Genomic DNA, 12,142 nt, shown 5'->3' with positions numbered 1-12,142 from the left:
GTGCTGGATACGTGTGGATTTAAAGGAAGGAGTCAGTATACCCGCTGGCTGCGAGATATACAGTACGAAACGGCGTTGTTTCAGGAAAACGGACGAAATTTACGCCAGCCGGGGTCGATTCAGCGCATCGAAAGATGCATAAACTGGCCGTCCGGGTCAAAGGAACAGATGAAACGCTCATTCTTGCCGGTCCGCCCCGAAAGCTCATAGCTCGCCTGGAATTGTTCAAAATGGTTCACGTCAACGAGCTGCGTTTGCGTGTTGTAGCGAATAGCGGCCTGATCCTTGCAAAGCTGGGCCATATTGAGCGTCGTTTGCGGAGTAATGCGTGCGCGCTGCGCTTTTTGCGCCGGGGGAGAAATGGTCTCGCTGCAGCCCGCGAGGAGCAGCACCAGCATAATGGAAACAACACCTTTCACCACGTACTCCTCCACCGCCTTGTTAGCAAGTTGTTATCGTAAAGATTCAGTATTACAGGTATTTTGCGAATATCATAAAACCGCGACAAGTCTGTGACCGAAAACTCAGACTAATCTATTGCGACACCGGGACATAAGGCGGGTCAGACCTTATTTCGCCAGCAGACTTTGAGGGACTGATGCAAGAAAAGATACACTGGATCACCAACCTGCGCGGTATCGCCTGCATGATGGTGGTGATGATCCACAGTACCAGTTGGTATATCACTCATCCGCATGCCATCACCCTTATGGAATGGGACATCGCCAATCTGCTCAATTCCGCCTCCCGCGTCAGCGTGCCGCTGTTTTTTATGATCTCGGGATACCTGTTTTTTGGCGAGCGCAGCGCCCAGCCGCGCCATTTCTGGCGAATTGGTTTGTGCATTGCGTTCTATAGCGCGCTGTCTCTGCTGTATATCGCGCTGTTTACCCATATCAACGTCGAGCTATCGTTAAAGAATTTGCTGCAGAAGCCCGTCTTCTACCACCTGTGGTTTTTCTTTGCTATCGCCGTCATCTACCTGCTCTCACCGCTGATTCAGGTTAAGTCCGTCAGTGGCAAAATGCTGCTGGTGCTGATGGCGATCCTCGGTATTCTGGCCAACCCCAATATGGTCAGCGTCAAAGCCGCCGGGATTGAGTGGCTGCCAGTCAACCTCTATATCAACGGTGATACCTTCTACTACGTGCTCTACGGCGTGCTGGGCAGAGCCATTGGCACCCTGGACACCAATAAAAAATGGCTGACCCCGTTCTGCGCCGCGCTGTTCATCGCCGCCGTGTGGGTTATCTCCCGCGGCACGCTGCATGAGCTGCGCTGGCGCGGAGACTTTGGCGACACCTGGTATCTCTACTGCGGGCCGGCGGTGTTCGTTTGCGCGGTCGCCCTGCTGACGCTGGCCAAAAACTGGCTTAACGCGCGTCCCCTGCCCGGTATCGCCTGCATTGCGCGACATTCACTGGGGATCTACGGTTTCCATGCCCTGATAGTGCATGCGCTGCGCGCCAGCCATCTGGAGCTGTCCCGCTGGCCGCTGCTGGACATTGTGTGGATATTTAGCGCCGCCCTGCTCGGCAGCCTGCTGCTGTCAGGCCTGGTGCAGCGGATTGATAGCCGCCGGCTGGTCAGCTAACGGTCCGCCACCCGGAGGGGCCCGACTTACGACTCAGGCCCCTCTTCCGTCACGCTGAGAGGTTCCCGTAAGCGCGTCGGGTCCCAGGCATCACGCACGTTTTTCTGCACCGCAACAGCGCCAAACAGGCTCAAAAAGTACGCCAGCCCATAGAACCCTTTCTCGCTGAGCAGCAGAGTGGCATTCCACAGTCCGATAACCAGCAAGCCAACAGCGATAACGAAGACCACCAGACAGGTGGTGTAGTACAGCGCGGTGGTCGGAATGGCTTCATACTTATCGCGCACCGTCTTTTGATAAGATGCCGCGGCAAACAGCCCCAGTACCAGGACAGCAAAATAATAGCCTTTCTCATTCAACTGCATATCGGCATTCCACAGCCCCACCAGATAGGTGACGATGCCGCCGATCAGGGCAATCCAGGAGATCAAATGAAACGCCGGAGAATACGTCGCGTGCTTGTTTTCCATCACTTTTTACCTTTTACGCGCCTCGGGGCGGCGCTTATTCCGTTTTTTGCATCGCCCGGGCGACGCGGGTCCGTTCGGGGGTTGCCGATGCGCCATATAAGCAGACAAACCACGCCGCGATATAGACGGCTTTTTCATGCCAGTCTGCCGGCACATACCAGGCGCCAACCAGCAGCAGGCCGACCGATAGCAGCAGCACCAGCCGACATAAGGCAATAAAACCGTCGTCCTGTTCCTGCCACTGGCTGGCGCGCTGATGGGCGAGGACGGCAAACATCCCCATCACCAGTACGCCGAGAAAATAACCTTTACCGCTAAACAACGGGCAGGTTCGCCAGATACCGAGCAGATAAACCAGCGATCCTGCTGCCATCATCACCCTGGCAATGTTGCGTTTTGTGTTCATCTCACCTCCCTGGTCGACAGGGGCTGATTATGACCGACTCTCCCGGCGATGCCGCAGGTTACGCACCGGAAAGCAGAGATTTCGGAATAAACAAATACGCTTTTTTGGATGGATGTAGCCGGGACATTCAGGGAGGGAATCCGTCCGGCGCTGCCGGACGGACTGAGGCTAAGACATCAGCGATTTCAGCTGCTGATAAATCTGGCGGAAGGTTTCCCGCTGTGGCGCATAGTGGGCCACACGGCGATCGTCCGGGCGATGGGCTTGTTCAAGCGGCAGCGGCTTCAGCAGCCCGGCGCGGTCTGCCTCGTCGTGCACCGCCAGCTGCGCCAGCCGGGCCGCCCCCAGCGCCGGGCCGACATCGCCCCCGGTACGGTAATCGAGCTGCAGGCCGCTAATATCCGCCAGCATTTGCCGCCAGTAAGCGCTGCGCGCCCCGCCGCCGATAAGCGTGATGCTCTGCGGCTTGATGCCGCAGGCGTGTACCACGTCCATGCCATCCGCCAGCGCATAGCCCACTCCCTCCAGCACCGCCCGCGCCAGCTCTGCCGGCCCATGCTGATGCGTCAGGCCAAAAAAGACGCCCTTGGCCTGCGGGTTGTTGTGCGGCGTGCGTTCGCCCGACAGATAGGGCAGGAACCACACCGGACCGGCGCTTTCATCCGCCGTCTGCGCCGCCGCGATCAGCGCCGGCACGCTGGCCAGGCCGGTTAATTTCGCCGCCCAGTCCAGGCAGGAGGCCGCGCTGAGCATCACCGACATCAGATGCCAACGGCCCGGCAGCGCATGGCAGAAGCTGTGCACCGCGCTTTCGGGTTTGCTGAGGAACCCTTCGCTGACGGCGAAGTAGACGCCTGAGGTGCCCAGCGACAGCATTGCCTGCCCGGCGTCGGCCATTCCGACCCCGACCGCGCCTGCGGCGTTGTCGCCGCCGCCGCCCACCACCAGCGCCTGCGGCATATTCCACGCCTGCGCCACCTCAGGTCGCAGTTGCCCGGTGACGTCGCTGCCTTCAAACAGCGCCGGCATCGCATCCCGACTGAGATCGCAGGCGGCGAGCATCTCATCGCTCCAGTCACGCCGGGCGACGTCCAGCCACATCGTACCGGCGGCGTCAGACATGTCGCTGGCAAGCTCGCCGGTCATGCGCAGGCGCAGATAGTCCTTCGGCAGCAGCACTTTATCGACCTGGTTGAACACCGCCGCCTCGTGGCGCTGCACCCAGAGTAACTTCGGCGCCGTAAAGCCCGGCATCATCAGGTTGCCGGTGATCTGCCGGGAAGCGCTGACTTTTTCCTCCAGCAGCTGGCACTCTTCGGCGCAGCGGCCGTCATTCCATAAAATGGCCGGACGCAGCACCTGTAACGATTTATCCAGCAACGTGGCGCCGTGCATCTGACCAGCGATGCCCAGCGCCTTCACGTCGCGCAGGCTATGCTGCGCGCCCAGGGCTTTCATCGCCGTGTCTGTCGCCAGCCACCACTGTTCGGGATCTTGTTCCGACCACAGCGGATGCGGACGCGAGACGGTGAGTTTTTCGGTATGCGATGCCACTACCTCACCCTGCTCATTCAGCAGAATGGCTTTGACGCCCGATGTTCCCAGATCGATGCCGATATACATACTACCTCTCCTTAAACGCGCGCCACGGCTAAGCGTGGCGCGAACAGAGCATCCTGGTTGCGACGCCGGTCACGCCGGGCGCCGCCGCATGATTACTTATCAAACAGATAATGGTTGACCAGGTTTTCCAGTTGTTCCTGCTGGCCGCTGCGATGCTGCGGCGCCAGCTGATGCTGAGTGGCATACTGGGCAATGTCGCTGAGGGTCATCTGCCCGTTAAGGATCTGCTGCCCCAGCTCACCGTTCCAGCCGGCGTAGCGTCTGGCCACACGTTTATCCAGCTCACCGTCCTCAATCATCCGCGCCGCAACTTTCAGCGACAGCGCCATGGTATCCATCGCGCCAATATGACCATAGAACAGGTCGTATTTGTCGGTACTCTGCCGGCGCACTTTCGCATCAAAGTTGAGGCCGCCGGTGGTGAAGCCGCCCGCTTTAAGAATTTCATACATCACCAGCGCATTCTCTTCGACGCTGTTCGGGAACTGGTCGGTATCCCAGCCCAGCTGCGGATCGCCGCGGTTGGCGTCGACGGAGCCGAACAGCCCCAGCGCGATGGCCGTCGCGATTTCATGATGGAACGAATGGCCGGCGAGCGTGGCATGGTTAGCTTCAATATTCAGTTTAATCTCTTTTTCCAGACCAAACTGTTTGAGGAAGCCGTAAACGGTAGAGGCATCATAGTCATACTGATGCTTGGTCGGTTCCTGCGGTTTGGGCTCAATCAGCAGCGTGCCTTTAAAGCCAATTTTATGCTTATGCTCCACCACCAGTTGCATGAAGCGGCCAATCTGTTCACGCTCCTGGCGCAGGTCGGTATTCAGCAGGGTTTCATAGCCCTCGCGACCGCCCCACAGTACATAGTTTTCGCCTCCCAGCTGATGAGTGGCATTCATGGCGGTGACCACCTGGGTGGCCGCCCAGCTAAACACTTCCGGATCCGGGTTGGTGGCCGCGCCGGCACCGTAGCGCGGGTTGGTAAAGCAGTTTGCGGTCCCCCACAGAAGCTTCACGCCGCTCTGCTGCTGTTTCTCTGCCAGCACCTCGACCATGCGGGCGAAGTTATTGCTGTACTCCTGCAGCGAGGCGCCTTCCGGCGAGACATCGACATCGTGGAAGCAGTAGTAAGGCACATTGAGTTTGTGGAAGAATTCAAACGCCACATCGGCTTTACGTTTGGCCATTTCCAGGGCGTCGCCAGGCTGCTGCCATGGACGGTCGAAGGAGCCCACGCCAAACATATCGGCGCCATTCCAGCAGAAGGTATGCCAGTAACAGGCCGCAAAACGCAGATGATCTTCCATCCGTTTGCCCAGCACCAGTTCATCCGGGTTGTAGTGACGGAAAGCCAGCGAGTTAGTGGATTTCGGGCCTTCGTAACGAACGCGATCGAGTTGATCGAAATAGGTCTGCATAGAGAACTCCATATTCAGAGATGCGGCGAATAACCAATCAGATACCCTAAATAATTCGAGTTGCAGGAAGGCGGCAAGAGCGTGAACCTCCAGGCGCTGGTACCAGCAAGAGGTCGGAGCAACGAATGTCACCAACCCACCTACAACTTGAAGTATGACGGGTTTAAGCCAATATAGAATTTCACTTTCCATCTCCTCAATTACGTTATTTCACACCGCCATTGAGAGAATCCACAAACGTGCGCCAGCTCGCAAAAAATAATATACTTCCGCCTTCTCCGTGCCTTGTCGGACAAGTCCAGTGCAATAATAAGAGTGTGCATGAATAAAATACGATCGCCGTCATAATTTGCACATTAAACGAAATTTCATAACGGCAAAATAAGAACCGGTAATTGCCAGCCCTGCTTTCCGCGTTAAGAATCTGTAACGTATCCGCAACCTCATGTATCAAACATTATTTTCCGTTCGTCTTACCTACCCTTACAAAAAAGGTATCATTATTATGAAGATAAAGAACCTTTGCCTTACACTTTGCGCCAGCTCCCTCCTGCTCGCCAGCATGGCGGGGATGGCGAAAGAAGTGAAGATTGGCATGGCCATCGACGATCTGCGTCTGGAGCGCTGGCAGAAAGACCGTGATATTTTCGTCAATAAAGCGGAATCCTTAGGCGCCAAAGTTTTTGTCCAGTCCGCCAACGGCAATGAAGAAACGCAGATGTCGCAAATTGAAAATATGATCAACCGCGGCGTCGATGTGTTAGTCATTATTCCTTATAACGGTCAGGTACTCAGCAACGTGATTAAAGAAGCCAAGCAGGAAGGTATTAAAGTCCTGGCCTATGACCGTATGATTAATAATGCTGATATTGATTTCTATATTTCTTTCGACAATGAAAAAGTCGGTGAAATGCAGGCGCAAAGTCTGGTCGACAAAGTGCCGCAGGGTAATTATTTCCTGATGGGCGGCTCGCCGGTGGATAATAACGCCAAACTGTTCCGCGCCGGGCAGATGAAGGTCCTCAAACCGTATGTGGATGAAGGCAAAATTAAGATTGTCGGCGATCAGTGGGTTGACGGCTGGCTGCCGGAGAACGCGCTGAAAATAATGGAAAACGCGCTGACGGCGAATAATAACAAGATCGATGCCGTGGTCGCCTCCAATGACGCCACCGCCGGCGGCGCCATCCAGGCCTTAACCGCCCAGGGGCTGGCCGGTAAAGTGGCGATCTCCGGTCAGGATGCTGACCTGGCGGGTGTGAAGCGCATTATTTCCGGTACTCAGACGATGACCGTCTATAAACCGATTACCACCCTGGCCACCAACGCCGCTGAAATCGCCGTTGAGCTGGGTAACGATAAGCAGCCGAAGGCCGATACCACGCTGAATAACGGCTTAAAAGATGTCCCTTCGCGCCTGTTAACGCCCATTGAGGTGAATAAAGAGAATATTGACGCCACGGTGATTAAAGACGGTTTCCATAAAAAGAGTGAATTGTAATGGCTGACGCCCCGCTCCGGGGCGTCATTTTCATCCCGCCGGATATCACTTTTGCGGAGTCTTTATGGCCTGGCTACTCGAAATGAAGAACATCACCAAAACCTTCGGCGCCGTTAAAGCCGTGGATAACGTCAGCCTGCGTCTTAACGCGGGTGAGGTGGTCTCGTTATGCGGTGAAAATGGGTCGGGGAAATCGACGCTGATGAAGGTGTTGTGCGGTATCTATCCGCACGGAAGCTATGAGGGCGAGATTATTTTTGCCGGCGAAACGCTGCAGGCAAACCATATTCGCGATACCGAACGCAAAGGCATCGCCATTATTCACCAGGAGCTGGCGCTGGTGAAACATCTCACCGTGCTGGAGAATATTTTCCTCGGTGCCGAGATCTCCCGCCACGGTCTGCTGGATTATGAAACCATGACGCTGCGCTGTCAGAAGCTGTTGGCGCAGGTCAATCTGCCCATTTCGCCCGACACCCGCGTCGGCGACCTCGGCCTTGGCCAGCAGCAGCTGGTGGAGATCGCCAAGGCGCTGAATAAACAGGTTCGTCTGCTGATCCTCGACGAACCGACCGCTTCCTTAACCGAACAAGAGACCGCGACGCTGCTGACGATCATTCGCGATCTGCAAAACCACGGTATCGCCTGCATTTATATTTCTCACAAGCTCAATGAGGTCAAAGCGATCTCCGACACGATCTGTGTGATCCGCGATGGCCAGCACATCGGCACCCGCGACGCCAGCGGCATGAGCGAAGACGATATCATCACCATGATGGTCGGCCGCGAGCTCACCGCGCTCTATCCCAGCGAGCCGCACGCCCACGGCGAGGAGATCCTGCGGGTCGAACATTTAACCGCCTGGCACCCGGTAAACCGCCATATTAAACGCGTCAATGACGTCTCGTTTTCCCTGCGTCGCGGGGAAATCCTCGGCATCGCCGGGTTGGTCGGCGCCGGACGTACCGAGGCGGTACAGTGCCTGTTCGGCGTCTGGCCGGGGCGCTGGCAAGGGGAGATCTTTATTGATGGCCAGCCGGTGAGCATTTCTAACTGCCAGCAGGCCATTGCCCACGGCATCGCCATGGTGCCGGAAGACCGCAAAAAAGACGGTATCGTGCCGGTGATGGCGGTGGGCAAAAACATTACCCTGGCGGCGCTCAACCAGTTCACCGGCGCGATGAGCAGCCTGGACGACGCCGCCGAGCAGCACTGCATTCAGCAGTCCATTCAGCGTTTGAAAATTAAAACCTCTTCGCCGGAACTGGCGATTGGCCGCCTGAGCGGCGGCAACCAGCAAAAGGCGATACTCGCGCGCTGTCTGCTGCTCAATCCGCGCATTCTGATCCTCGACGAACCCACCCGTGGCATCGATATCGGGGCAAAGTATGAAATTTATAAACTGATTAACCAGCTGGTGCAGCAGGGCATCGCGGTCATTGTCATTTCATCAGAACTGCCCGAGGTGCTCGGTCTCAGCGATCGGGTGCTGGTTATGCACGAAGGCAGACTAAAAGCCAATTTGGTTAATCAACATCTGACCCAGGAGCAGGTGATGGAAGCCGCGCTGAGGAGCGAACGCCATGTCGAAGAACACGTCGTCTGAAATCAAACTCACCCCAACCGCCCCCGCCGCCTTGCCGGCGCTGAAGGGGCTGAATCTCCAGGTCTTTGTGATGATCGCCGCCATCGTCGTCATTATGCTGTTTTTCACCTGGGTTACCGATGGCGCCTACCTGAGCGCACGCAATATCTCCAACCTGCTGCGCCAGACGGCCATCACCGGCATCCTCGCCGTTGGCATGGTGTTTGTGATTATTTCGGCAGAAATCGACCTGTCCGTCGGCTCGATGATGGGGCTGCTGGGCGGCGCCGCGGCAATCTTTGACGTCTGGCTCGGCTGGCCGCTGCCGCTCACCATCCTGGTGACCCTGGTGATGGGCCTGCTGCTCGGGGCGTGGAACGGATGGTGGGTGGCCTATCGCAAGGTTCCCTCGTTTATCGTCACCCTCGCCGGGATGCTGGCGTTTCGCGGCATTCTGATCGGCATCACCAACGGGACCACCGTCTCGCCCACCAGCCCGGCGATGGCGCAGATCGGCCAAAGCTATCTGCCAGACGGTATTGGGTTTGGCATCGGCGTTGTCGGCATGGCGGCGTTTATCGTCTGGCAGTGGCGCGGGCGGATGCGCCGTCAGGCGTTAGGTCTGGCGACCTCGTCCTCCACCGCCGCCGTTGGCCGTCAGGCCATTACCGCGGTGATTGTGCTGGGCGCAATCTGGCTGCTCAATGACTATCGCGGCGTGCCCACCCCGGTGCTGATCCTCGCTGCCCTGCTGCTGGCAGGTCTGTTTATGGCCACCCGCACCGCCTTTGGTCGTCGCATCTATGCCATCGGCGGCAACCTGGAGGCGGCCCGCCTCTCAGGGATCAACGTCGAGCGAACCAAGCTGGCGGTGTTTGCCATTAACGGCCTGATGGTCGCCATTGCCGGGCTGATCCTCAGCTCGCGCCTCGGCGCCGGGTCGCCCTCGGCGGGCAATATCGCCGAACTGGACGCCATCGCCGCCTGCGTCATCGGCGGCACCAGCCTGGCGGGCGGCATCGGCAGCGTCGCCGGAGCGGTAATGGGGGCGTTTATTATGTCAGCCCTGGATAACGGCATGAGCATGATGGACGTCGCCACCTTCTGGCAATATATCGTTAAAGGCGCCATTTTGCTGCTGGCGGTGTGGATGGACTCCGCCACCAAGCGGCGCGCGTGAGGAGAGACTCTCTGGAGAATGTCTGAATTCTTTGCGCTACCGCCAAACTTCGCCACAAGGCGCTTGAAATATCTCGGGCATTAGCCGGTAGTGTATACCCAACAGCATTCGGGTTGCAGACGGCGCCCCCGGGCTGCGTACCGGCGTACGTGGCCCGGGTGAGTGAGGAAGCCAGGCCATCGGCAACATCATGAATGAAGGGGTATGACCGGGGTTAGAGCAGGAACATTATCTATGTTTGAAAAGCGTCACCGTATTACGCTGTTATTCAATGCCAACAAAGCTTATGACCGCCAGGTGGTTGAGGGCGTCGGCGAGTATCTGCAAGCCTCCCAGCTGGAGTGGGATATCTTTATTGAAGAGGATTTTCGGGCACGAATCGAAAACATCAAAGAGTGGTTGGGCGATGGCGTTATCGCCGACTATGACGATCCCGAAATTGAAAAGCTGCTGGCCGATGTCCACGTGCCCATCGTCGGCGTCGGCGGCTCTTATCATCAGCCAGAGCAGTACCCGCCGGTCCACTATATTGCCACGGACAACGCCGCGCTGGTGGAAAGCGCCTTTCTTCATTTGAAGGAAAAAGGGGTGCACCGCTTCGCGTTTTACGGACTCCCCACCTCCAGCGGTAAACGCTGGGCGGTAGAGCGCGAGTATGCCTTCTGCCAGCTGGTCGCGAAGGAGAAGTATCGCGGCGTGGTCTACCAGGGGCTGGAGACGGCGCCGGAAAACTGGCAGCACGCGCAAAACCGGCTCGCCGACTGGCTGCAAACCCTGCCGCCGCAAACCGGCATCATCGCCGTCACCGACGCCCGCGCCCGCCACGTCCTGCAGGCCTGCGAGCTGCTGCATATCCCGGTGCCAGAGAAACTCTGCGTTATTGGCATCGATAACGAGGAGCTGACCCGCTATCTCTCTCGCGTCGCCCTCTCCTCCGTCGCCCAGGGCACCCGCCAGATGGGTTATCAGGCGGCAAAATTACTCCACCGGCTGCTGAATAACGAGGTGCTCCCGCTGCAGCGCCAGCTGATCCCGCCGATGCGTGTCGTTGAGCGACGCTCCACCGACTACCGGTCATTGAACGATCCCTCCGTGATTCAGGCGATGCATTACATTCGCAACAATGCCTGCAAAGGCATCAAGGTGGAACAGGTGCTCGACGCCGTGGGCATCTCTCGCTCCAATCTGGAGAAACGCTTCAAAGAGGAAGTCGGGGAGACCATCCACACGGTGATCCACAGCGAGAAACTGGAAAAGGCGCGCAGCCTGCTGGTGTCCACCAGCCTGTCGATCAATGAGATTTCACAGATGTGCGGCTACCCATCGCTGCAATATTTTTATTCGGTGTTTAAGAAGGAGTACGACGTGACGCCGAAGGAGTACCGTGACCGGCACAGCGAGGTGATGCTGTAGGGCAAAAAAATGCCCGGCGACAAGGCCGGGCATCCGGATTACAGATGGGCGGCGATGAGCCGCTGATTGTCCTGATACATCGCGAAGAGATAGTTGTTGTAGCTCGACCCTTTGGTCGAATAACCCTTCAGCTTATGAATCATCGTACTGGCCGTCACTTCCTGATCCGCCTTGCGCAGCTGCAGGCGCGATTTGCGGAATGAAGAATAAGCCGGGTGGGTGTTCAGGTTGGTGACATAAGCCTGCACCGACTGCTCCACTGATTCGAACTGCGAGTAGCCTTTCATCGCCCCGCGGCAGCGACCGGCGCCGCACTTCATGCCAAACAGGTTGTTGTTCTCACGCGCCAGCTTGGAGGTACCCCAGCCACTTTCCGCCGCCGCCATGGTTGCTACCATGCTGTTCGGAATAATGTCGACACGCTCAAGCAGCGCGTTCCAGGGCACATGACGCGTATTGCCTGACCACTTCACCTTATAACGGGCAGCGATATCTTTCAGGCGCGCCTTCTCAGTCGGCGACCAGCGAGCATCGTACTGCTTGGAAACAAGCCAGTTACGATCCGCAGTAATCGCCTGATTCTGCTTGGTAATATAAGGCATGACCGTCCGGAGAAACGCTTTTTTCCTTGGTGTTCCGGAAGGGTATTTTCGCAAGTCAGGAAGTGAACTGCTCTTTACACTATTGCGAGAATACTCTTGTTTACTGCTTACCTTAGTACTACTGATCTTCTTAACCGTTGGGGCTTTATGACTCTTTGTTGCTGTGTGCGTTGTTGCCAACACACTACCTGAAAATACACAGGTTAGTAACATAAGTATGGCGGCCCCATATCGTCGTATGGGATTCGATATCATCAGGTCTCCTGGTCGGATATATGCATTCCAACACCTTGTTTTTCACAAAAAAACGATAGCTGAATCGCTAATAGTATCAAAAATACGCAATGAGAGCA

11 protein-coding genes are annotated in these 12,142 nt (G+C 56.9%); 5 read left to right on the top strand and 6 right to left on the bottom strand.

Annotation, left to right across the window (positions count from 1 at the left end; all coding sequences use genetic code 11):
- Window positions 1-119 precede the first annotated feature (119 nt).
- Entirely contained in the window at window positions 120-419 is a 300-nt protein-coding gene (locus AS136_RS08655; protein ID WP_077598881.1) for a YsaB family lipoprotein, read from the bottom strand.
- Between the two features lie 179 nt (window positions 420-598).
- Here AS136_RS08655 and AS136_RS08650 point away from each other — a divergent pair, with 179 nt between their 5' ends.
- On the top strand, window positions 599-1,594 hold the full coding sequence (locus AS136_RS08650) for an acyltransferase (RefSeq protein ID WP_012540332.1): 996 nt from the start codon (window positions 599-601) through the stop codon (window positions 1,592-1,594).
- A 26-nt stretch (window positions 1,595-1,620) separates the two neighbouring features.
- Here the strand turns inward: AS136_RS08650 and yiaA are convergent, their stop codons facing one another.
- From yiaA to xylA, 4 genes are all read right to left on the bottom strand, one after another.
- The gene (gene yiaA, locus AS136_RS08645; protein WP_008806879.1) at window positions 1,621-2,067 is read right to left on the bottom strand and encodes an inner membrane protein YiaA; all 447 of its coding nucleotides are present in this window, start codon (window positions 2,065-2,067) and stop codon (window positions 1,621-1,623) included.
- Between the two features lie 31 nt (window positions 2,068-2,098).
- A complete protein-coding gene (gene yiaB / locus AS136_RS08640; protein WP_008806878.1) occupies window positions 2,099-2,470 on the bottom strand; it encodes an inner membrane protein YiaB in 372 nt (123 codons plus the stop codon).
- A gap of 168 nt (window positions 2,471-2,638) precedes the next feature.
- On the bottom strand, window positions 2,639-4,093 hold the full coding sequence (xylB, locus tag AS136_RS08635) for a xylulokinase (protein ID WP_023323381.1): 1,455 nt from the start codon (window positions 4,091-4,093) through the stop codon (window positions 2,639-2,641).
- 92 nt (window positions 4,094-4,185) lie between these two features.
- Entirely contained in the window at window positions 4,186-5,508 is a 1,323-nt protein-coding gene (gene xylA, locus AS136_RS08630) for a xylose isomerase (RefSeq protein WP_023323382.1), read from the bottom strand.
- Between the two features lie 505 nt (window positions 5,509-6,013).
- Here xylA and xylF point away from each other — a divergent pair.
- The 4 genes from xylF to xylR all read left to right on the top strand — a co-directional run bounded on the left by xylF (window position 6,014) and on the right by xylR (window position 11,187).
- Complete coding sequence (gene xylF / locus AS136_RS08625) at window positions 6,014-7,009, top strand: D-xylose ABC transporter substrate-binding protein (protein WP_004210164.1); 996 nt, start codon at window positions 6,014-6,016, stop codon at window positions 7,007-7,009.
- Window positions 7,010-7,073: 64 nt separating this feature from the next.
- Window positions 7,074-8,615: a xylose ABC transporter ATP-binding protein gene (locus AS136_RS08620; protein ID WP_012540329.1), complete on the top strand. Its 1,542-nt coding sequence runs from the start codon at window positions 7,074-7,076 to the stop codon at window positions 8,613-8,615.
- Window positions 8,593-9,774 carry a xylose ABC transporter permease XylH gene (gene xylH, locus AS136_RS08615; protein ID WP_008806873.1) on the top strand — a complete coding sequence of 394 codons (1,182 nt, stop codon included), beginning with the start codon at window positions 8,593-8,595 and terminating at the stop codon, window positions 9,772-9,774. The genes AS136_RS08620 and xylH overlap by 23 nt, the downstream gene beginning before the upstream one ends.
- Before the next feature lie 234 nt (window positions 9,775-10,008).
- The gene (xylR, locus tag AS136_RS08610; RefSeq protein WP_008806872.1) at window positions 10,009-11,187 is read left to right on the top strand and encodes a D-xylose utilization transcriptional activator XylR; all 1,179 of its coding nucleotides are present in this window, start codon (window positions 10,009-10,011) and stop codon (window positions 11,185-11,187) included.
- Between the two features lie 38 nt (window positions 11,188-11,225).
- Here xylR and AS136_RS08605 read toward each other — a convergent pair whose 3' ends face one another.
- A complete protein-coding gene (locus tag AS136_RS08605; RefSeq protein WP_008806871.1) occupies window positions 11,226-12,044 on the bottom strand; it encodes a protein bax in 819 nt (272 codons plus the stop codon).
- Window positions 12,045-12,142: the final 98 nt, after the last annotated feature.

Origin of the sequence: Klebsiella sp. D5A (assembly GCF_001620885.1) — a bacterium.
GTDB classification, from domain to species: domain Bacteria; phylum Pseudomonadota; class Gammaproteobacteria; order Enterobacterales; family Enterobacteriaceae; genus Klebsiella; species Klebsiella variicola.
Note: the sequence above shows the minus strand (reverse complement) of the source record. Positions and strands in the feature narration are given on the sequence as shown.

Excerpts from the sequence above, each read along its gene's own strand:
- AS136_RS08620 (WP_012540329.1), top strand. The coding sequence starts at position 7,074 with ATGGCCTGGCTACTCGAAATGAAGAACATCACCAAAACCTTCGGCGCC.
- xylA (WP_023323382.1), bottom strand. The coding sequence starts at position 5,508 with ATGCAGACCTATTTCGATCAACTCGATCGCGTTCGTTACGAAGGCCCG.
- yiaB (WP_008806878.1), bottom strand. The coding sequence starts at position 2,470 with ATGAACACAAAACGCAACATTGCCAGGGTGATGATGGCAGCAGGATCG.
- AS136_RS08650 (WP_012540332.1), top strand. The coding sequence starts at position 599 with ATGCAAGAAAAGATACACTGGATCACCAACCTGCGCGGTATCGCCTGC.
- xylB (WP_023323381.1), bottom strand. The coding sequence starts at position 4,093 with ATGTATATCGGCATCGATCTGGGAACATCGGGCGTCAAAGCCATTCTG.
- AS136_RS08605 (WP_008806871.1), bottom strand. The coding sequence starts at position 12,044 with ATGATATCGAATCCCATACGACGATATGGGGCCGCCATACTTATGTTA.
- xylF (WP_004210164.1), top strand. The coding sequence starts at position 6,014 with ATGAAGATAAAGAACCTTTGCCTTACACTTTGCGCCAGCTCCCTCCTG.
- xylH (WP_008806873.1), top strand. The coding sequence starts at position 8,593 with ATGTCGAAGAACACGTCGTCTGAAATCAAACTCACCCCAACCGCCCCC.
- xylR (WP_008806872.1), top strand. The coding sequence starts at position 10,009 with ATGTTTGAAAAGCGTCACCGTATTACGCTGTTATTCAATGCCAACAAA.